The 21,037-nt window shown below is 57.5% G+C and carries 21 protein-coding genes and 1 pseudogene; 8 read left to right on the top strand and 14 right to left on the bottom strand.

The genetic code is table 11. The features are described from left to right. Positions 1-36: 36 nt before the first annotated feature. Entirely contained in the window at positions 37-1,491 is a 1,455-nt protein-coding gene (locus ACQKPC_RS17085; protein WP_427625639.1) for an amino acid permease, read from the bottom strand. A 399-nt stretch (positions 1,492-1,890) separates the two neighbouring features. Here ACQKPC_RS17085 and ACQKPC_RS17080 point away from each other — a divergent pair. Then, a pseudogene (locus ACQKPC_RS17080) lies at positions 1,891-1,950 on the top strand (hypothetical protein); the annotation flags it as partial. Between the two features lie 738 nt (positions 1,951-2,688). Here ACQKPC_RS17080 and ACQKPC_RS17075 read toward each other — a convergent pair. The 11 genes from ACQKPC_RS17075 to ACQKPC_RS17025 all read right to left on the bottom strand — a co-directional run bounded on the left by ACQKPC_RS17075 (position 2,689) and on the right by ACQKPC_RS17025 (position 13,489). After that, positions 2,689-3,399 (bottom strand): GntR family transcriptional regulator, encoded by a 711-nt coding sequence (locus ACQKPC_RS17075; protein WP_427625638.1) that lies wholly within the window; start codon positions 3,397-3,399, stop codon positions 2,689-2,691. A 71-nt stretch (positions 3,400-3,470) separates the two neighbouring features. Next, positions 3,471-4,493: a proline racemase family protein gene (locus tag ACQKPC_RS17070; RefSeq protein WP_427625637.1), complete on the bottom strand. Its 1,023-nt coding sequence runs from the start codon at positions 4,491-4,493 to the stop codon at positions 3,471-3,473. An 11-nt stretch (positions 4,494-4,504) separates the two neighbouring features. Next, positions 4,505-5,986: an aldehyde dehydrogenase family protein gene (locus tag ACQKPC_RS17065; protein WP_427625636.1), complete on the bottom strand. Its 1,482-nt coding sequence runs from the start codon at positions 5,984-5,986 to the stop codon at positions 4,505-4,507. Further along, positions 5,983-7,281 (bottom strand): NAD(P)/FAD-dependent oxidoreductase, encoded by a 1,299-nt coding sequence (locus ACQKPC_RS17060; protein WP_427625635.1) that lies wholly within the window; start codon positions 7,279-7,281, stop codon positions 5,983-5,985. Before ACQKPC_RS17060 ends, ACQKPC_RS17065 begins: the two co-directional genes overlap by 4 nt. Continuing rightward, a complete protein-coding gene (locus ACQKPC_RS17055) occupies positions 7,278-8,321 on the bottom strand; it encodes a 4-hydroxyproline epimerase (protein WP_427625634.1) in 1,044 nt (347 codons plus the stop codon). The genes ACQKPC_RS17060 and ACQKPC_RS17055 overlap by 4 nt, the downstream gene beginning before the upstream one ends. Positions 8,322-8,380: 59 nt before the next feature. Continuing rightward, a complete protein-coding gene (locus ACQKPC_RS17050; protein ID WP_427625633.1) occupies positions 8,381-9,262 on the bottom strand; it encodes a dihydrodipicolinate synthase family protein in 882 nt (293 codons plus the stop codon). 38 nt (positions 9,263-9,300) lie between these two features. Next, the gene (locus ACQKPC_RS17045; RefSeq protein WP_046056243.1) at positions 9,301-9,966 is read right to left on the bottom strand and encodes an amino acid ABC transporter permease; all 666 of its coding nucleotides are present in this window, start codon (positions 9,964-9,966) and stop codon (positions 9,301-9,303) included. Positions 9,967-9,976: 10 nt separating this feature from the next. Continuing rightward, complete coding sequence (locus ACQKPC_RS17040; RefSeq protein ID WP_427625632.1) at positions 9,977-10,648, bottom strand: amino acid ABC transporter permease; 672 nt, start codon at positions 10,646-10,648, stop codon at positions 9,977-9,979. 25 nt (positions 10,649-10,673) lie between these two features. Next, entirely contained in the window at positions 10,674-11,495 is an 822-nt protein-coding gene (locus ACQKPC_RS17035; protein ID WP_427625631.1) for an amino acid ABC transporter ATP-binding protein, read from the bottom strand. Between the two features lie 52 nt (positions 11,496-11,547). Further along, positions 11,548-12,444, bottom strand: a complete 897-nt coding sequence (locus tag ACQKPC_RS17030) for a transporter substrate-binding domain-containing protein (protein ID WP_427625630.1) — start codon at positions 12,442-12,444, stop codon at positions 11,548-11,550. A gap of 133 nt (positions 12,445-12,577) precedes the next feature. Beyond that, a complete protein-coding gene (locus tag ACQKPC_RS17025) occupies positions 12,578-13,489 on the bottom strand; it encodes a LysR family transcriptional regulator (protein WP_427625629.1) in 912 nt (303 codons plus the stop codon). A gap of 413 nt (positions 13,490-13,902) precedes the next feature. Here ACQKPC_RS17025 and ACQKPC_RS17020 point away from each other — a divergent pair, with 413 nt between their 5' ends. Continuing rightward, positions 13,903-14,439: a DUF2867 domain-containing protein gene (locus ACQKPC_RS17020; RefSeq protein ID WP_427625628.1), complete on the top strand. Its 537-nt coding sequence runs from the start codon at positions 13,903-13,905 to the stop codon at positions 14,437-14,439. 142 nt (positions 14,440-14,581) lie between these two features. Further along, positions 14,582-14,971: a hypothetical protein gene (locus ACQKPC_RS17015; protein ID WP_427625627.1), complete on the top strand. Its 390-nt coding sequence runs from the start codon at positions 14,582-14,584 to the stop codon at positions 14,969-14,971. A gap of 272 nt (positions 14,972-15,243) precedes the next feature. Here the strand turns inward: ACQKPC_RS17015 and ACQKPC_RS17010 are convergent, their stop codons facing one another. Continuing rightward, positions 15,244-15,825: a TetR/AcrR family transcriptional regulator gene (locus ACQKPC_RS17010; RefSeq protein WP_427625658.1), complete on the bottom strand. Its 582-nt coding sequence runs from the start codon at positions 15,823-15,825 to the stop codon at positions 15,244-15,246. Positions 15,826-15,955: 130 nt separating this feature from the next. Here ACQKPC_RS17010 and ACQKPC_RS17005 point away from each other — a divergent pair, with 130 nt between their 5' ends. Next, positions 15,956-16,714, top strand: coding sequence for an SDR family oxidoreductase (locus tag ACQKPC_RS17005; RefSeq protein ID WP_427625626.1), 759 nt, complete (start codon positions 15,956-15,958; stop codon positions 16,712-16,714). A gap of 213 nt (positions 16,715-16,927) precedes the next feature. Here ACQKPC_RS17005 and ACQKPC_RS17000 read toward each other — a convergent pair whose 3' ends face one another. Further along, positions 16,928-17,413 carry a winged helix-turn-helix transcriptional regulator gene (locus ACQKPC_RS17000; RefSeq protein ID WP_427625625.1) on the bottom strand — a complete coding sequence of 162 codons (486 nt, stop codon included), beginning with the start codon at positions 17,411-17,413 and terminating at the stop codon, positions 16,928-16,930. Positions 17,414-17,492: 79 nt separating this feature from the next. Between ACQKPC_RS17000 and ACQKPC_RS16995 the strand changes: the two genes are divergently transcribed. From ACQKPC_RS16995 to ACQKPC_RS16980, 4 genes are all read left to right on the top strand, one after another. Then, positions 17,493-18,410: an SDR family oxidoreductase gene (locus ACQKPC_RS16995; RefSeq protein ID WP_427625624.1), complete on the top strand. Its 918-nt coding sequence runs from the start codon at positions 17,493-17,495 to the stop codon at positions 18,408-18,410. A gap of 33 nt (positions 18,411-18,443) precedes the next feature. Continuing rightward, on the top strand, positions 18,444-19,553 hold the full coding sequence (locus ACQKPC_RS16990; RefSeq protein ID WP_427625623.1) for an alkene reductase: 1,110 nt from the start codon (positions 18,444-18,446) through the stop codon (positions 19,551-19,553). A gap of 75 nt (positions 19,554-19,628) precedes the next feature. Next, positions 19,629-20,018 (top strand): DoxX family protein, encoded by a 390-nt coding sequence (locus ACQKPC_RS16985; protein WP_427625622.1) that lies wholly within the window; start codon positions 19,629-19,631, stop codon positions 20,016-20,018. Between the two features lie 39 nt (positions 20,019-20,057). Beyond that, on the top strand, positions 20,058-20,945 hold the full coding sequence (locus ACQKPC_RS16980; protein WP_427625621.1) for a DsbA family oxidoreductase: 888 nt from the start codon (positions 20,058-20,060) through the stop codon (positions 20,943-20,945). The last annotated feature ends 92 nt before the right edge of the window (positions 20,946-21,037 follow it).

Below are 21,037 nucleotides of genomic sequence, written 5' to 3'. Positions count from 1 at the left end.
CCAAACTAACAACCTAAATAAATTGGAAAACTTTACCTATTCTCCCTGAAGCCTCACACCCTTCCGAAGTATTTTGTAACGCTCGCCTCGAGCCCTGACACGATAGAAAATGAAGAGTGCGACAAACCAAATCGGCACCAGAGATAGTGCTTGCCGGGTATCCGGCACCAAGGAAAGTAAGGATACAACAAACACAAAAAAGATGAGGGTTATCCAACACATTGGCACCCCCCAAGGCATCTTAAACTCTGAACGCTCATGCAAGTCCGGACGCTTCTTTCGATATACCAGGTACGAAATCAATATCATCGACCATGTAAAAATAAACAAAATTGCGGAAATGGTCGAAACGAGAGTAAACACTGTCATCACATCAGGAATTGCAAATAGCAACCCTGTTCCAACCAGCATGCAGAAACAAGAAAACAACAATCCTGCCACGGGTACTGAGGATCGCGACAAAACCTTAAAAATTGCTGGAGCGTCTTTTTCTACAGCCAAGCCGTATATCATGCGACTGGTTGAGAACACACCACTATTGGCAGCAGACATCGCCGAGGTGGTGACAACAAAATTAATCATACCGGCCGCTGCGGGCAGACCCGCCAGCAGAAACAACTGAACGAACGGACTCTTAGTTGGCGATACCTCATGCCAAGAGGTAACTGCAATGATACAGATCAGCGACAAAACATAAAATAGAATGACCCGTATAGGAACGGCATTGATAGCTCGCGGCAAAGTCTTCTTAGGGTTAGCAGTCTCGGCTGCGGTGGTTCCTACCAACTCAATACCTGCGAACGAAAATATCGCTATCTGGAAACCGGCAAAAAAACCTGCCATGCCATAAGGAAAAATGGTTCCTTTCTCAGTTAAATTTTCAAGAGATGCAGTTACACCATTTGGAGATACGTAAGCTGTGCTAATCAGGATAGCCCCAACAATTATGAGACCCACAATCGCGACGATCTTGATTATTGCGAACCAAAATTCAAGCTCACCAAATAGCTTTACAGTTAGAATATTCAAAAACAAAAGCAACCCAAGCGTGCAGATAGCTGGTATCCAGGCAGGTAAATCAGGATACCAAAACTGAAAGTACCCTCCAATCACTACATAATCGGCGATAGCACCAACTACCCAGGTCAGCCAATACGACCAGCCGATGAAAAAACCCGCCCAAGGCCCAAGATAAGCCGCACCAAAATCTGCAAAAGACTTATATTTCAAGTTAGAGAGCAGCAGTTCCCCCATCGCTCGCATTACAAAAAACAGAAAAAAACCGATAATCATGTAAGTCAATATGATCGAGGAGCCTGACAAACTAATAGTTTTTCCTGCCCCCATGAATAACCCTGTCCCAACAGCACCACCTATTGAAATAAGCTGGATATGTCGATTCGAGAGTCCTCTCTCAAGATTCTGTCCCCGCGAGTTGGAGTAATCGTGTCCTCCGAGTAGATCGCCTTTTAGTGCCTTATCAGAATTCATAAAATTTACCAGTCTGCTTAATTGCTGCAGCACAAGGTAGTTATCTTGGTCAAACTGGCCGCCTGATCTACGCCACCACCTCGACCCCACCGTCTGCAAGGTCTCTCGTTTTATCCCAAAGAAATCATCCAAGACGACCTAAAATTGCGGCGAACACAGCGATGGCGCCGCTTTAGTGGAAAAAAAGGCCTCTTTCAAACAAATCCTGATGAGGCGACACGCGATAATCTTCAGTGTCAGTTCATCAGCACACAGAAGTTCGCGTCTGGTCAGATAAACGTCTGACCTCAAGGCTTAAAGGCGCTAGAGGCCACGTAGCTTTGATGACCTAACATTTTTTTCTGAGCGGGCCACCGGCGTCGGTACCACTTCCGTTATGGGGGCGGCAGCTATCAACTCACACCGACACTGACCGGCCGCTATTACTACGGCGCGCTGGATGATGTGTATCGCCAGTAATTCCTCGGCCTGATTCACGCCTCACGCCTCACGCCTCGGAAAAGGCAAAGTGACCACCGATTTACACGCCTTCTCCAGTCGAGACATCGGGCAGGTTCCCGGGTCCGTCGTCACTACTTACACCATGATTATGCCACCGAGAAAAAAGAAGCTTGGAACTCGTTGGGCGAGAAGTTCATCGACATCTTGACGGCCAGGATGGTTTTGAGGGGCTCGATACACAATAGGGGATGTCACCGCCTCCACCATATTTGTAAGCTAAAGCCCTTATTATTCAGGGCTTTGTTGTTTCTGGCTTTTGAAAAAATCTCCCAGCCTACACCTTGGGTGAAGTATTGCTTTTCGACCAGCGGCTAGTTTTTCGAATGGTCTGCCTGCACCTACGCCCCTGAGGAACGGGCTTGGAGGTAGTTTTCGCAGAAAGTGCCGGAACAAATGTAGAAATCATGACCTCTCCTCGACGCAGCCCAACAAATTACACACAAACAAAAACGCCGATGAGTAAGCGGCGTTTTTGTGTATTTGGAGAGGGGAACGAGACTCTCATCTGGCGTCCGATCCATTGAAATCTATAGGGTTTCTTTTATTCCTGAAGCAGGAACGAACTCATTCTTGGACTTGTTCGGCGGGCATGTCAATAATAGGAAGAACATAACCCCAAGACGTGCTGCTCGAAAGAGTTTTTACATAGCCTCGGTCGAAAGCTTCCATCAATCCACGGTCATCTATTTCCGAATCTCAAACAACTGACATCTTCTCGGTAAGGTTTTGCTGCATATAGGCGAGAAACCGTCGTTGAAATAGCATCGTATGCTCGTGCGCCGCATGCTCGGCTTCATCGGGTTTACGGGCCACAATGGCATTTACGATCTCATCGTGGTCCCGACCCAGTCGCGTTGAGGTGCTGGCGGCGCTGATGATGTAGTCAAAGTGCAAATGCAGCAGGCGTTGGCCTTCACCCAAGAGCTTTTCGTAGTAACTGATGAAGTACGGGTTTTTCCCCGCCTCAGCGATCGCCATGTGAAAGGCCTTGTTGGTCTCGGACATGGCCTGAAAGTCCCCGGTACTGACCGCGTCCAGATAGGCTGCGTCGGCCGCCCGTATTCGAACCAAGTCGTCATCGGTGCGCTGCAGGGCCGCGAGCCGGGTCACCGCACGCTGAATCAGGTCCAGAGCGGAAATATAGTTCGGGAATTCTTCGATCTCGAACGGCGTCACCAACAGCGTGCGGTTCGGCAGAATGGTGACCAACCCTTCGCTGATCAAACGGGCCAGCGCATCACGCACCGGCGAGCGGGAAAGACCGAATTGGGCCGCCAGAGATACCTCATCCAATGGCATGCCCGGCTTGAGCTTCAGCGTCAGGATCTGCTTGCGCAATTCTTCGTAGATATAGCGACCGCCATGGCGTTTGGCACCGCTGGCCGTTTCAGTTGTTTCTTTGCTCATAAGGTCTTGTTCTCAGCAGTGCAGGTCAGTCATCTGACCAGCCTGCAACTTTAACATCTGCCCCGGGGTAGTTAGAAACCTTCACCCCAGGTATCGCTCAGCATGAAGCCTGCCGCAAGGGGATCGTCCGGATCGACCCCGATCTGATGCAGTCCGTATATCCAGGCCCGCCCAGTGATTCTAGGCAGAACCGCCGGTTTGCCGCCTACCTCCGTCAGCCCCAGCAGCTCGACCTGAAATTCGCCACCGATGGTGGAGCGCGAGGTGAGCTTGTCCCCCACCTCCACCAGCCCTCGCGCACTCAAGGTAGCCAGATTGGCGGAGCTGCCCGTCCCACAGGGTGAGCGGTCAACCCGCCCTGGAGGCAGCGTGGTACAGGTCTGGTAGGTGCTCTTATCCAAACGATTGCGGAACATCACATAGGCCACTTCGTCGAGCTCTTTGAACAACGGGTGACTGACCCTCACCTGCTCGTTGATCAGTCCCTTCAGGCGAACACCTTGTGTGGCCAACTCGCGAGCGTTCTCAGGTGCAATGGTCAAACCGACCTGGTCCACGTCGACCAACGCGTAATACACGCCGCCGAACGCGATATCAGCTTTGATGGAACCGAACTCGGCTGTCTGAATGGGGGCGTCCAGCTGTTCGACAAAGGACGGCACCATATCCAGAGAGACACTCATGCAGCGCCCGTCAGCGCACTGCGCGCGAGCAGTCACCAAACCGGCAGGCGTGTCCAGCACGACAGTGGTAACGGGCTCTACCATCGGCAGCATCCCAAGTTCCAGTAACGCCGTCACCACACAGATGCAGTTACTGCCGGACATGGGATGCGCCTTGTCCGCCTGCAAGACGATAAAGCCTGCTTGAGCCTCAGGCCGAGTGGGTGGCAGCAGCAGATTCACCGACATTTGCAGGCAACCACGCGGCTCAAGAATCACCAACCGTCTCAGGCTGTCGTCGACTTCGTTGATGTAGTTCATCTTGTCGAGCATGGTCTTGCCGGGAACATCAATGACCCCGCCCGTGATGACCTTGCCGATCTCACCTTCACAATGCACATCAGCCATTTGCAGCGTTTTTTTCCAGCGCATAGCGGCCTCCTTTACTTGATGTACCAGCCCCACGGCTGCTCACTGTCGTATCGAGTGATCTGCTTGGTTTCTAGGTAGTTGTTCAACCCCCACTCTCCCAGCTCACGTCCGATCCCGCTTTGTTTGTAACCGCCCCATGGGGCTTCGGTGAATGTCGGTTGGGAGCAATTGATCCAGACGATGCCCGCTCGCAAACGACGGGCGACGCGCTCGGCACGTACAAGATCGCGCGACATCACGGCGGCGGCGAGGCCGAAGCGCGAGTCATTGGCACTGCGCAGCGCTTCAGATTCATCGTCGAATGGACGAACACACACCACTGGCCCGAAGATTTCCTCTTTCCAGATCCAGCTGTCCTCCGGCACGTCGGCAAAGATTGCCGGCGTCAGAAAATAGCCTTTCTCACAGTTCGTCAGGCGAGTACCACCGGTAAGCAGCGTTGCGCCTTCCTCTCGACCGCGAGCGATGGCTTCCAGGACTTTGTCATACTGACCGCGACTCACCAACGGGCCGAGCAGCACGCCTTCGCTCATCCCGTTTCCGATGCTCAGACGTTGGGTCTGCTCCACCAGACGCTTGAGCAGCGGCTCATACAGATTCCGCTGAACCAGCACTCTGGAAGTGGCCGAACACACCTCGCCCTGATTCCAGAAAATCCCGAACATGATCCATTCGACCGCAGCCTCGATATCGCTGTCATCGAAGATGATGAACGGCGATTTGCCGCCCAACTCCAGGCTAAGGTTTTTGATCTCCCGCGCGGCGGCTTGCATGATCCGCGTGCCGGTCGGAACGCTGCCGGTAAAGGCCAGCTTATCGATACCCGGATGCTCGCTCAGCGGCGCACCGGCATCCGGCCCCAAGCCTGTCACGACATTGAGTACACCGGCAGGCAGACCCGCCTGATGGGCAATATCCGCCAGTTCAAGGGCAGTCAGCGGCGTCAGCTCGGACGGTTTCAGCACCATGCAGCAACCGGCGGCCAACGCCGGTGCAACTTTCCAGGCGGCCATTAGCATCGGGAAATTCCACGGAATAATGGCCCCGGCGACCCCCATCGGCTCCTTGCGAGCGACCGAGGTGAAGCGTTCATCCGCGAGCGAAATGCGCTGCTCGCGCTGACCATCGAGGCCGTCGGCCAGATCGGCGTAAAAATCGAAACAGCCCGCCGTATCACCGATGTCCCACAGGGCTTCGGGTAACGGTTTACCGTTATCACGAACCTCAAGCTCGGCGAGTTTGTCCTGGCGCTCGCGAATGCCGCTGGCGATTGCCCGCAGAATCGTCGCACGCTCGGCTCCGGTCATTTGCGGCCACGGACCTTCATCGAAGGCACGGCGAGCGGCTTTTACTGCCAGGTCGACATCTTCTGCCGTTGCCGCAGCGACCTGAGTGATGACCGACTCAGTGCTGGGGTCGATGGTGTCAAAGGTGCCACCTTTCTTCGGGCGAACCCACTGGCCGTCGATATAGAGCTGATCATAGGATTTCATGCATGGTCTCCAAAAAGGGCAAAACGCTTGGCGCTAAAAGGGCTCAGGTCCTGGGCCGGTGTACGACCGGCGACCAGATCGGCGATGAGTCGCCCGGTCGTCGCACCTAATGTCAGGCCGAGCTGGCCGTGGCCAAACGCCATGAACACGTTCGATAGCCGGCGGCTGCGATCAATGACTGGTTTAGTGTCGGGAAGAAACGGGCGATAGCCGACGCCGTACTCAATGTTGTCCAGTTGCAATTGAGGAAGAATTTTTCGGGCTTTCTCAAGAATGATGTCGGCGCGTTTGAAGTTAGGCTCGGCATCGGGGCTGGCGAACTCGATGGTTCCGCCGATCTGCAGGCCTCGGGTCATAGGGCTGAAGCAGAACCCGCCATCGGCGTAGATCACCGAGTGGCGGACTTCCACCCCCGGTGTCGGCAACAGCACTTGGTAGCCGGCGATGCCAGCCAAGGGAACATGAGCACCGATCTGTTCGAAAAACTGCCGCGAGCCGGTTCCCGCGGCAATCACCACATGGTCGGCCGCGTAGCGTTCACCGTTAGTGAGGGTGACGCCGCTGGCACGGTCAGCCACTTCATCGATGTGTTTGACCTGAGCACGTACACGAACGCCGCCCTGGTCGATGAAGCTTTGCGTCAGTGCGGCGATGAAGCCTTTGGTGTCGCTGACCGCGCGCCAGTCCGGAAACAGCAGGCCATGGCTGAATTTACCCGCCAGTGAAGGCTCCAGGTCCGAGATGGCCGCGCGGTCGAGCACTTCGGACTTGAAGCCCAGAGCCTTGCGCAATTCCAGATGCGGACGTTCGTGATCCAGCCCTGACGGCGTGTCAAACACCTCGATGATCGGCTTCTCCCCCATCAGGCTCTTGTCCGGGCAGGCGTCCAGCAAGGGCGCATAGTCCTCATAGACATGGTGCGTGAGGGTCGCCATATCCTCGGAAATCTCGACGATTTTCGAGTGCCGGGCACAGGACAGAAACCGCAGGAACCACGGCAAGATGCCGGGCAATGCACTGGGCCTTAATGCCAGAGGCCCTTTCTGGTCGAGCAGCCAGCCGGGTATTTTTTTCAGGATCCCGGGCTTGGACAGCGGAATGACCTCGCTGACCGCCATCTGCCCGCAACTCCACTTGGCAGTGCTGTCCCCCGCCGCTGCCGGGTCGATCAGGGTGACCGCATAACCTTCCCGTTGCAGATACAGCGCACAACAGACGCCAACGATGCCGCCGCCGACCACGACAGCCTTTTCGCGCAGGATGGGTTCTTGTGCAGGTGCCTGCAGAGGTGTCATAGGAAAGTCTCTTGGACAGAGGTTGGAGCGGCAAAATCTTCCAAACTGAAGCCGTCCCACCAGGGTTGGGTATCGTCGACCATAAACTCGGCGCGGCCGGTGATCCACGCCCGCCCTTCAATACTGGGGCGAATTGCAGAACGGCCATCTTCCAATTCAAGCAGCTGCGCCACGCGACCGACGAAAAAACTGCCAATCAGGCTTTCGTGGCGATAGGCAGCGTCTTCGGCCAGCCAGCCACGGGCGAAACGCTGAGCGACGCGAGCCGAGCTGCCAGTGCCGCAGGGGGAGCGATCGATGAGGCTGGCCCCGGCAATGACCACCGCCCGTCCCTGGGACTGCGGCGAAATCGGCGCGCCTGTCCACATGCAGTGTTTGACGCCTTTGATCGCCGGGTTTTCCGGATGGATCACGTCAATGGATTGGTTGACCAGATCCTGCATTTGCCGTCCCCAGTCCAGCAGCTGCTGCGGGCTGAAATGTTCACAACCCGGGTAATTGGGCTGCACGTCGATAATCGGATAAAAGTTGCCGCCGTAAGCAATGTCGACCTTTAACAACCCCAGTGGCGGGAAGTCGATAGTCAGATCACGGTGCAACAGAAATGACGGCACATTGGTGAAGCACACCGAACTGACTTTGTCGCCAGTGCGGGTGTAGGTCGCGTGAATCTGGCCTGCAGGAACATCCACCACCACCGTACCCGGAACCTTCGGTTCAATCAGGCCGGACTCGAGCGCAAAGGTAATGGAACCCAAGGTGGCATGCCCGCACATCGGCAAGCAGCCGGAGGTTTCGATGAACAGCAGACTGAAGTCACTGTCAGCACGCATCGGCGGATAGAAGATCGTGCCCGACATGTGCGAATGGCCTCGGGGCTCAAACATCAAGGCGCGGCGCACCCAGTCGAACTCGGCCATGAAATGTTCGCGCCGTTCGCTCATGGTCGCGCCTGCAAGTGTCGGTGCTCCAGCGACGACCATGCGCACCGGCATCCCTTCGGTATGGCCTTCGATGCAGTTGAAAACGTGTCGGGTCATGTCATATCACTCCGTAGAGCCGCATCGGCCGGGCGTGGCGACCGATGCGGCAGGCGCCATTAACCTTGAGCCAGTTCGAAGGCTTTGCGGAAGCTGGCTTTTTCTTCGGTGGTCAGCGGTTGCAGCGGCATCCGTGCGTTGCCGGCGGCGAAACCCGCCAACTCACAGCCGTACTTGACCTTCTGAATGAACTTGCCGGATTCCATGTCCGCCAACACCGGGAACAGCGAACGCACGATGGCTTGGGCACCTGCCAGATCACCGCTGGAGTAGCGGGTGTAGAAATCACACACCTGCTGGGTCAGGCAGTTGGCCGGACCGCAGATCCAGCTGGTCGCGCCCCACAGGAAGAAGTCCAGTGCCTGGTCATCGGAACCACAGGACAACTGATAGTGATCTTTGTAGGTGCCGCCAATTTCGATGGCGCGCAGCAGGTTACCGCTGCTTTCCTTGATGGCGATAACGCGCTCGTGGTCCTTGAATGCATCCAGTACACCGAAGCCGACTTCAACGTTGGTGCGCACCGGGTAGTTGTACAACACCACATTGATGTCGGGTGCCGCATCGAGAATGGCCTGGTAGTGACCGATCAGCTCTTCCTGCGACGGCAGTGCGTAGTACGGTGGCGCGATCAGCAGGTTGGTGTAACCCGCATCACGGGTCTGCTTCACCTGTTCGATCACTTCACGGGTGCAGGAGCCGTTGGCACCAGCAATCAGCACGCCACGGTCACCGACCACTTCACGCACAGTCGCCAACACCTGGCGTCGTTCTTCGTTGGTCAGTGCGTAGTACTCACCGGTAGAGCCCAGCGGCACGAAGCCTTTGACGCCGGCCTTGAGTTGAAACTCGATAATGTTGGAGAGCATGTCGTAATTGACATTGCCGGCCTTGTCGAAAGGCGTGACCAGAGCAGGCAGGATGCCTTTGAGTTGAGTCATTGAAGACACTCCACTTAAGTTGGATGACAGGGTTGGGGTTAGTACGCATAACGACGCAGCATCCGCGTCTCGATCACGCCGACCAGACGGGTCAACGGGAACGCCACGAGGAAATAGATGACAGCCACCGCCGAGAGGAACTCGACCGGGCGAGCCGTGCTGTTGGAAATGTTCTGGCCGACGAACATCAGGTCGGCGATGCCCACCGAGGAAATCAATGCGCTCTCCTTGAACAGCGAAACCACGTTGGAAAGCAGCGGTGGAATGCCCCTGAGCAAGGCCTGGGGAAACACCACAAAGATCGTTTTATTCCACGAGGCCAAACCCAATGCGACACACGCATCATGCTGTTCGCCGGGAATGGATTTCAGGGCGCCGCGGAACGTCTCGCTAGTGATGGCGGTCATGTACAGGGTCAGCGCCAGCAACACTGACACGTAGGGCGGCACGTCGATGCCAAACACCACCGGGAAGCAGAAAAATACCCAGAACAGCTGAATCAGCAACGGCGTTCCGCGGAACAGTTCCACGTAAAGTCCGGCAGGCACGCTTAACCAGCGACTGCGGGACGCTCGCAACAGGCTCAACAGAAAACCGCACAGACTGCCGAGAATGGCGCAGCCCACGGTGAACGCCAGCGTCAGCGCCAGCCCCTGCAACAAGGCTTGCCAGTAAGAGAACACCACGGTGAAATCGAGATTCATGACAGTCTCCTCAGCGCGCGAGCGCAGCGTCCTGGCGACGTTCCAGCCACTGCACGAACTGAGCAATGGGCAGCGACAGGGCGAAGTAGATGAGCGCGATCAGCGAATAGGTTTCCAGCGGACGGTAGGCTTCGGTGGCGATGCTTTTACCGACGTACATCAGGTCCGCCACGGCGACGATCGCCACCAGCGCACTTTGCTGAAGGATCGAGATGCCATTAGTCATCAACACCGGGATGGCACTGCGCAGCGCTTGCGGAAGAATCACGTAGAGCGTGCGCTGCCAGGGGCGTAGGCCCAATGCAACGCAGGCATCCAGGTGCTCGCGCGGTACCGCCTGCACGCCGGCCCGGTAGGCCTCGGCGTTGAACGCTGTGAGGTTCAGGCCCAAGGCGAGTACGCCCATGGTGATCGGGTCGATGAACACGTCAAAGAGCATCGGCACGCAGTAGAAGAACCAGACGATTTGCAGCAGCACCGGCGTGCAACGAAAGAACTCGATGAACAGCTGTGCCGGCCACCGCAGGAAAAACCAGCGGCTCAAGGTCAGCAGGCACAGGCCAAAACCCAGCACCAACCCGACAATGTTCGACACCAGTGCCAGCTGCAGAGTGACTTTCAGGCCATCCCACAGCAGACCGACATTGCCGTTTAGAAAGTTGAAGTCGAATTGATAATTCATGACCGTACTCCTCGGTTCAGGTGCATCAGTCCAGGTGCAGCACTTTTTCCAGAAACTCGCGGGTGCGGGGTTCCTTGGGCTGAGTGAACAACTGATCGGGATGGCCTTGCTCGACCACTTTGCCGTTGGCGCAAAACACCACGCGGGTGGCGATATGACGGGCGAAGTGCATGTCGTGGGTGACGATGATCATCGCCATCTTCTGTTCGGCCAGTTGCAGCATCACGTTCTGCACCTCGATGACCATCTCCGGATCGAGTGCCGAGGTGACCTCATCGAACAGCATCAGCTTGGGCTCAAGCATCAGCGCCCGGGCAATCGCCACCCGCTGTTTCTGGCCGCCGGATAACTGGCTGGGGTAAACGTTGAGTTTGCTTTCCAGCCCCAGTCGAGCCAGCAACTGCCGGGCCTTTTCGATGGCCTGAGCCTTGGACAGGCCATGAACCTTCATCGGCGCCAGGATCAGATTGCCCAGCACGGACAGGTGCGGAAACAGCGTGTAATGCTGAAACACCATGCCCACCTGGGTTTGCAGCGAGCAGTCCATGGGCTTGCCTTTGCCCCGGGCATTACCATCGATATAGGGTTTGCCCTGAAAGCGGATGGTTCCGCCCTGAATGCTCTCGAGCCCCATCATGACCCGCAGCAATGAGCTTTTTCCGCTGCCGCTCGGACCAATGATTACCAGGCGGTCATCGGCCCGCATATCCAGATCGAGGTGGTCCATCACCACCAGATTTTCGCCGTAGGACTTATAGACGTCGCGCAGCTGAATGAACTCAGTGCTCTTCGTTTCACAGGCGTGCAGAGGCCGTGGCGGCACCGCCGCTAGAGTGGAAGCTTTCATCGGACATTCTCCGAGAGCGCGCAGCCCGCTGCGCGCTCGGCATCGGCGGGGTTTACTGAGGGGTTTTGTCGGCGTTGGCCAGTTGCGAGGCTTTGTCGACCAAGGCGTCGATTTCACCGGTCTCACGACGCTGGGTGAGATAGATGTTCAACGTCTGCAAGTCCGCGGCGCTGACGTCTCGGCGGACACCGAACGCGACACCTTGCTTGGCCAGCGCAGGCTTGGGCAGCACTTCCTTCGACCAGCCAGGGTTGGCCACGGCAAACAGGTGGTTGGTGTCGCTGGCATCGACCAATACATCAGCACGCTTGGACATCACGGCAAGGCGCACCTCATCCATGCCTGGCAGGCGCATGATCTTGCCTTGCTTGACGACCGCCGAAATCGCCTTGTCCTGGGCGGTTCCGGACATGACCGCGAAGGTCACATCAGGTTTGTCGAAATCGGCGAGGGTGTTGCCGGCATTCGCCAGTTTCGGGTTGTCCTTGTTGATCAGTAACGAGACTTGATAGTCCGTCGCCGGCACGGAAAAGCTCACCGCCAGCGCGCGTTCAGGCGTCTGGTTGAGCGCCATGGCCATGTCCCACTTGCCGCCTTGCAGGCCGGCCACGAGGTTGTCCCAGTTGGTATCGACAAACTCGACCTTCACCTTCAACACTCTCTCGCCGAAGTCGCGGCACAGGTCCACGAAGTAGCCACTGTATTCACCCGAACGGGCATCGCGCATGACGTAAGGCGCAGCAACGGCAGCCCCACACCGTAGAACCCCCGCCTTCTGAATGTCTTTCCAGAGTGAAACATCAGCCGCCTGGGCTGGGACCTGGGTGAGCAACACGCCAATAGCGGATGCACAAACGAGCATGTTGCGGATGGTGCGAGGAAGGAACCGAGCCATTTTGACCTCTCCGATGATTTCGTTCTTGTAGGCAGGAAGGTACAAATTCAACATCACTGTGCGCCGTCATGTGTGCAGCGCTGTATGCAGATTAGATTTGAATGAATCAAGCTGTCAACACACGTCGAAAAAATTTATTGAGGAAAATGACCGAGCGGTCGGACGACCGCTCTCGGGGAGGAAAAAACTAGAGGGCTTGCTGAATGGCTTTGAGGAAGTGATCGAGAATCAGGCTTGGACGACGGCTTTTGGAGGTGACCACAGCCAGTGGCGCATCGAAATACAAGCGCTGTGGCGCCAAGGGTTTCATCAAGCCTTTCTCGACCCAGCCAGCGGCTAAATGATCGGGCAGAAAACCGATGTAGCTGCCGGTAAGGATCAGAAAAGCGATGCCTTCACGGTCCGTGGCCGTAGCCGAACACTCAAGCAGCTGATGTAGACCAATCGCCTCGGCGGTCATTCGGTAGCTCGGGACGACCGCATCGACATGCCGCAGATCGTCATTGCTCACCTCCTCCGCGTGCCCGAACAACGGGTGCTCCCAGCTGCAATAAAGATTCGAACGCTCCTCGTAGAGCAGCGTGTATTCAAGCCCTGAAAGGGGCGTAATCAAAGGGATTGCCCCCACATGCAGACGCCCGTCAAGCAGGCCTCGCTCGATCTCGCCCGGAGTGCTCATGCTCAAGTTGATCGTCACGCCATCTCCTTGACCACGCAGGGATTTCAAGGCGCGGGTGATGCGCATTTTCGGCTGTGTCACCAGGTTGTTCATGACGCCGATATTCAGATCGCCGCGCAGCTGGCTGTGCAACTGATTGACCTCGCTGCGAAATCCCTCGATCGCTGCCAGAACCGCCTCACTGGAGCGCAGAACCTCCCTGCCCTCATCGGTCAGTGCGAACCCGGCGCGACCACGTTGACACAACCGCATTCCCAGGCGTTTTTCCAGGTCACTCATGTGCAGACTGATCGCTGAGCGACTGATGCCAAGCGTGCTTTCGGCGGCGGAGAAACTGCCGCACTGCACCACCGTTTTAAACAATCGGAGCAGGCGCAGATCGAAATCACTGACCTGGCTCAGTGGATTTTTCTTGCTCATAGGTGAGTTTTTCCAAACATAAACGTTAGATATTAAATATATTACTCACACATTGATGGGTTACATGCTCTCCCAGCAGAAATATTCTAGGCACCAGCGATACCGCCCCCCACATGAGCAAAGTAGCCAACCTTATCAACGGCATTGCGGTCGTCAGCACCGAACATGCCGCTGGTGGACACAGTGATGGCAAATGGGTAGCGTACCGATGCTGCTTTCGAATCTGGAAGGCAGCAGTGCTTGCCGTCGCCCTTGTCGTGTTTCTCAGGGCGATGTCGCGTTTGCCGCGACCACTTCTAAGCTAGACAAGCACTGACAGGGCGACAAGGAGTGTTATACGACAAGCCATCGCAACCAGAAACGCGACATGGCATGTCATCTAATCAGTAGTCAGACCTCAGGAGAGATCCTCGATGCCCAGAGAGTTCGAGCTCATTACGTCGGTGCCAGTCCCCGCGAGGTCCGGTATCACCCACCTTTACAAGTCGATGAACCTGGCGGACGCTTTTGCGATTCGGCTCCCTGCGGGTACATCCAGCAATCCAGATTTGCTAGCTCGATTCATCTTTTCCCACCAGCCAGCCTGGATCGGATGGCTCACGAAAGTCCGAGACACTATCGTTGCCGGTTTTGGTCTCAAGACAGCCAAACACTTGGCATCACTTGCTAATCGGATTGGAATCTTCAAGGTCTACAGCACGAACCAGACTGAAATCGTGTTGGGAGAGGACGACAAGCACCTCGACTTCCGGATATCGGTTCTATGTTCTGGAGAGGCAGAGCCAGAAGGCAGCCGCCAACTCGTTGTTTCAACCGTGGTCCAGTGCCACAACCGTCTAGGCCGGGCCTACATCTTCGTCATTGCCCCATTTCACCGCTTGGTTGTTAAGGCCAGTCTCTTGCGTGCGGCGCGCATCGGTTGGCCTCTGGCTACCGCCCCTAAGGGCTGAGAACGCAGTATGCCTCCCGAGGTCCGGCCCTTCTATCGAGAGGCTAGTTCCGGCAAGCCCGGCCCAGCCCTCTCATGCCAAACGTCAGGCCTCTAAGACTCATTCGCTCCATCTGCCGTTCATCACTAAAGGAATGGAAAATATGTCCAGGTCTGCGTTCAGTGCCAAGGTCTTCGCCATCTATTTGTTCGTCGTGGGTGCAGTGTTAGTCGTCGCGCCGAACTTCTTGCTGGCGATCTTTCGGATTCCACCAACCTCCGAGGTCTGGATTCACGTGGTTGGCATTATCGCGTTCAATATCGGCATCTACGCGTGGGTCGCAGCCAAGCACGAAAACAAGCCATTTTTGGAAGCCTCGGTGTACACGCGCTTCCTTGTCTTCGTGGCCTTCACTACCTTCGCTGTCGTTGGCCTTGCCAGTCCAATGATCGTTCTCTTCGGAGTAGCGGATCTTCTTGGAGGCATATGGACCTACTTCGCACTGAAAGCCGATGCTCAGTCGGTCATGCCTATTCTGACGGGCCAGCACTGAGGCCTGACTCGTCCATCGAGCGGACGTTAAGTTCAAGTGCTCAATAGACATTCAAGAATGGGAACGCCGTCGTCATCAACCCACGACTGGTCACTGACACAAAGCCTCAGATAGTTTGATCAAAATCTGAAGCTATGACTCTATCCTCAATTGCCACACCCCGACTCTTCTGACCCGGGACGCTGCGACTGAAAAAATCGCGCGCCTTCGACGGTTTCCAGCTACTCACTCGGCAGTTTTTCGGTAAGCCGACCATTGAAAGAGCAAGCCCCTCACCGCTGATCTAGGGAACGCGCGGGCGCGCCCGCGCGCAGTCCGTCCATGACAAGGTCCATGAGCCGGGTGAGGCGCGGTTGCCAGTCTCCACCGGAATCGATCTGCCAAATACCGGCGATAGCCAGAAAGAAGTCGTCCGTAGTAACTCCGGGGCGAATGGTGCCGGCCTCCTCGTTAACGCTGAGCAGGAGTTTGGCCGCAGCGGCTACCGGGGCATATCCAGATGTTCCCGGACAATCTCGTGCACTGGCGGCCTGGCGGATTGCATCGGCTAAACCGGCCTTGGTCAAGGCGTACTGGGCAAGACGATCCATCCACTCCCGCAGGGCCTGGTCCGGTGAGCAGGTCTGGAGCAGGTGTGCTGCGAGATCGGCAACCTGCTCCATCTCGTAACGGTAGACCTCTATTATCAGGGACTCCCGATTGGGGAAGTTACGGTAGAAGGTAGCCTGCCCGACACCCGCCTTCTTTGCGATTGCGCTCAGCGGTACGTCCGCCGAACGTGTCAACTCGGTGATTGCCACTTTCAAGATACGTTCACGATTCTGTAGCGCGTCCGAACGCGACTGTGTGTCCATCTGTTGCGGCACTCGTCCTCCTTCCCGAAAGGGACACTCTTGCTAACCGGACAACTGTCCGTTACGCTTCGAAAACGGACAACTGTCCGATTCACCATCTTAACCACAACATAAAGTCGGAAATTATCTCATGAAGACCAGAGGCAATACGATCCTGATCACCGGCGGCACCTCGGGCATAGGGCTCGGTTTGGCGCTGCGCTTTCATAAGGCCGGCAACAAGGTGATCGTCGCCGGCAGACGCAAGGAACTGCTCTATCAGATCACCACCGATCATCCGGGCATTGATGCAATCGAACTTGATGTCGCTGACCAGGCATCCATCTCTCAGGCGAGCCAGACGTTGGCTGCCAAGTACCCTGATCTGAACGTCGTGGTCAATAACGCCGGCATCATGCAGGGAGAAAACGTCCTCGAACCGGCTAGCCAGAAAATCGCAGAAGAATCCGTCACCATCAACCTCCTCGGAACGATCCGGATGGTGTACGCCTTCTTACCGCAACTGGTGGGCAAGGATGATGCAGTCATTGTGAACGTCACTTCCGCTCTCGCGTTCGTCCCGCTTCCTGCCACCCCCACCTACAATGCCACCAAGGCCGCGATCCATTCATTCACGGAGAGTCTACGCGTGCAGCTCGCCGATACGTCTGTCAGCGTGATCGAAGTGGCGCCGCCAGGCGTGCGCACGACCTTATTCGGTCAGCAGGACAACGAACAGTCTATGCCGCTGGAAGACTTCCTCACTGAGACTTTGGCCCAATTGCATACTGAACCCACTCCACAAGAAATCATCGTGGAAAGTGCCAAATTCGTTCGCTACGCAGAAGCCAATGGCAACTATGCCAATGTGCTTGGCATGCTCTCCGCGGTGAAAGCTCCGCAAAGCTAAGCGGATGAAACACCGATCCTCGCTTGGCTAAGCGATCCGATGTCGCACGCGCCTCTGGTAATTCAGACCCCATGGAACGCTTGGCATGGCCGTTCTCGTCAGGTCATTTCGCCAGGAAGGAAGGTGCGTGCGGCGTCCACGATGAGAGTGATCTGGCGGGCACGAGCGTGGCATCACCGGCCAATGGTCGCGCACCACTGATGCAAGGTGCCGCTATGTGGTCTTGAAGACCGTGCCCGCAATCGCAGGTACTTCATCGCCGACGTCCGAAGAGCCCGCGTCGAACTGCTGTCGTGCCTGCCGAATATCCTCATGACGCTCGTCTGCCCACGCGATCAACACGGCCAGCGGATCAAGCAGCGATTGCCCAAGGGGCGCCAGGCGGTACTCGACGCTGGGGGGGGTGGTGGCGAAGACGTGGCGTGTGATGAGGCCGTCCCGCTCGAGACCGCGCAATGTCTGAGTCAGCATCCGCTTGGAGATGTCGGGCACGAGCCGCTGCACGCTGTTGAAACGGCGTGGGCCGCCGGCCAAGGCGACGATCAGCAGGGTGCTCCACTTATCGCCGATCCGATCCAACACATCTCGCACAGGGCACTCCACCTGGTGCTCCCCCCAAGACTCCAATGCCTGAAAAGCTTCGATGATCCTCGCATGCTTCACCGCAGTAGGTTCCTTTTTTGTTACCTGGATAGCCAAACCTGCCTCCTATGCAGCCATTAAATAGGTCTCTAAAGTAGACCTAGACTTAATCATATACCTGGGTGAGGAAAACTCAATGACAGAAGCAAAGTCGCCCACCTTATTGGTGACGGGCGCCAGCGGCCATCTGGGCCGCCGCGTGGTCGAACTGCTGCTGGAGGGCGGCGCGTCGAACGTCGTCGCCACAACCCGCAATCCCGATGGCCTCGCCGATCTGTCGGCGCGCGGCGTGGAGGTGAGGCGGGCCGACTTCGACGATCCGGCATCGCTCGATCGGGCTTTCGCGGGGATCGATCGTATCCTGATCATTTCCGTGCTCGACACGCCCGATGATCCGCCGCGCCGCTTGCACCAGCATCTGGCCGCAGTCGAGGCTGCGGTGAAGACCGGCGTCAAGCACATCGTCTACACCTCGATGCTGAACCCGGGGCCGGGTTCGTCGATTCCGTTTGCGCCCGACCATCACGGCACCGAGCAGGCCATCGAGGGCAGCCGTGTCCCCTTCACCATCCTGCGCCCGAGTTGGTATGCCGACAGCGTGTTCATGTGGCTGCCACAGGTATTGGCCTGCGGGCAGTGGTTCACGGCCGCCGGCGAAGGGCGGACCGCCCATGTCTGGCGCGACGATCTTGCCCGAGCCGCTGCTGCGGCGTTGACCACGACTGCGGAAGAAGGCCGCCGGCTTCCGGTCACGGGACCCGACGCACTAACGCCGGCGGAGATCGCCGCCATCGTGAATGAGGTATTCGGCGCGTCGGTGGCGCTGATTCCCGTGAGCGATGCGGATCTGAGGAATGGCCTAGCGGCCGCCGGGATTGCGCCCGCCTTGATCGACCTGCTCGTCGCGATCGACGTGAACACCCGCCAAGGCGGCGTCGATGTCGTCGGTAACACCGTGGAGCGCCTGACCGGCAAGCCAGCGCGCAGCCTGCGCGAGTTCCTGATTGAACACCGCGCCGCCCTGCTGGCGGCCAGGGACGCGATCGGCGCCTGATCTGTTTTTATTTTCGTAAAGGATTTCTTCGATATGTCGCAAACCGACCTCGCCACACTGCTGTCCCCCTATCAACTGGGGGATCTCACCCTCAAGAACCGGCTGGTCATGGCGCCGATGACACGCAGCCGCGCGGTTGAGGGTAATGTCCCCAGTCCGCTGGCTGCGACCTACTACACGCAGCGCGCATCGGCGGGGCTGATTGTGTCCGAGGCCACTCAGATCAGCCCACAGGGCGTCGGCTACATCCGCACGCCAGGAATCCACTCTCCCGAGCAGGTCGAAGGCTGGCGACGCATCACCGAGGCGGTCCATGCCGTCGGCGGTCGGATCTTCGCCCAGTTATGGCATGTTGGTCGCATTTCGCATCCCGACTTCCACGGCGGCGAGTTGCCGATCGCACCCTCCGCGCTGCTGGCCGAGGGTGAAGTGTTCACGCCCCAGGGCAAGAAGCCGATCGTCGTGCCAAGGGCGCTGGAAACCGAGGAGATTCCCGCCATCGTCGAGCAATACCGCCAGGCGGCGATCAACGCCAAGGCAGCAGGCTTCGATGGCGTGGAGATCCATGGCGCGACCGGCTACCTACTCGATCAGTTTCTGCGCGACGGCTCGAACCAACGCACCGACCGCTACGGTGGCAGCATCGAGAATCGCGCGCGCTTCCCGCTGGAAGTCACGGCAGCCGTCATCAAGGTGTTCGGCGCCCATCGCGTGGGTTACAAGGTCACGCCGACCCTGCCCCTGCACTCCATGTCGGACAGCAACCCGGTGGCGACTTTCAGCCATCTCGCGCGCCAGTTGAGCGCGCTGTGTATCGCCTACCTGCATGTCGGCGAGGCGATCGCCGGCCCAGCGGCGGCGCCTACTTCGGTGGAAAGAGTTACACCGCACCTGCGAAAGGTTTTCGGGGCCAGCCTGATCGTCAATGGCGGCTACGATGCCGCGTCCGGCGAGAGCGCACTGATGGCGGGCGATGCCGACCTGGTGGCCTACGGCGTTCCCTTCCTGACCACTCCAGACCTGCCGGAACGCTTCTATCGCGGCGTCCCACTGAACCCACCCGACTTCGCAACCTTCTACGCCAGCGAGAAGGACGAAGTGGGCTACACCGACTATCCGTCCCTCGAAAGCACAGAGGACTGAATCGCAAGGCCCTGCTTCAAGCAACGCAGCGCGCAAACTTTGTGCAGCCCTCTTATTGAGACCTTTGGAGAAAAAATGTCGCAGAAACGTATCTATTGGGGAAGCACCGCCCTCCTGGCACTCTTGTACTTGGCGGGTGGTGTGTTCTATCTGAGCGCCACCACGCAGGTTCAAGCGATATGGGGCCAGCTCGGTTTTCCCGGCTACCTCGTACCCATCCTTGCTATCGTCAAGCTCACGGCAGCGGTCGTCATCCTTTGGCGTCCGGTGATCGCGCTGGTCGATCTCACTTATGCGGGCATGTTCTTTCATTTGCTGCTGGCTGTGTCGGCACATGCCAACGCAGGTGACGGCGGTTTCGTGCCAGCCCTCATCGGGCTCGTTCTGATTGTCCTGTCGTACTTCACCCAGAACGCCGCACGGGCGAAAGCATCGCCTTACGGCCGCTGGCCGCTCACGACCTGACCGGTCAGCCTATCCAGGTAAGACCGCTGATGGAAATCGGTGTCTACACCTTTGCGGACGTGGGGCACGGTTAACCTTGCCGTCGACCCCGCACAGCGCATCCCCGAACTGCTCGAAGAGGTCGCACTGGCCGACCAGGTGGAGCTCGGATCGGACACGCAACCTGGCAGCGTCATCTACCCGCAACCCCACCATCAGGAAACACGAATCATGACCCAAGCCCTCACCGTTGAAATCTGGTCGGATCTGATCTGCCCATGGTGCTGGATCGGCAAGCGTCGTTTTGAGCGTGCGCTGGCCGAGCTCCCTCAGCGCGACTATGTGGAAATCGTGCATCGCTCGTTTCGGCTGATGCCTGGCGCTTCTCCAAGGGTTGCGCGGGAGGTGCTCCTACAGCGACTGAGCTCCGCGCAGCAGGTCACAGCCATGCTGGATCATGTGGAAGGCGAGGCTGCGAAGGAAGGCTTGACCTACCATCTTGTCGACACGCTCACGGGCGACACGCTCGACGCTCATCGTCTTGTGAAACACGCGACGACCCAAGGCTTGCAGGAGCAGGCGGTGGAGCGCTTCTATCGGGCCAACTTTTCAGAGCGGGCGTCCTTGTTTGATCGAACGTCCCTGCTTCGGCTCGCTGCCGAAATCGGCCTCGAACCGGATACCTGCGCTGCGGTGCTCAATGGAAATACCTACACGGCGGAGGTCGATGAGGACCTGCGTGTCGCCCGGGCGCTTGGAGACAATGGCGTTCCGTTCTTCCGGATCGCTGGCCGACAGACGCTCTCCGGTGCGCAGCCCAGTTCTGCGTTTCTTACCGCACTGCAGCAGGCATGGGACGCCCGCCCTCAGGAAGTCGCGAGCATGGCGACGGGCGAAGTCTGTGGCTCCGACGGCTGTATCATCTCTGCGCAGACACAAGAAAACTAGATTATCGACCCGACGCATCGCAACCCGTTCCTGCTGGCCAGCAATCGAGTCGGTGTTCGATCAAAAACTCGAACAGGCTGGTCGGCGGCGTG

The sequence above is a fragment of the Pseudomonas sp. NPDC089918 genome (assembly GCF_050280605.1).
In the GTDB taxonomy this organism is placed as follows: domain Bacteria; phylum Pseudomonadota; class Gammaproteobacteria; order Pseudomonadales; family Pseudomonadaceae; genus Aquipseudomonas.
The sequence above is the reverse complement of the archived record's forward strand: the minus strand, read 5'-3'. Positions and strand labels throughout refer to the sequence as shown.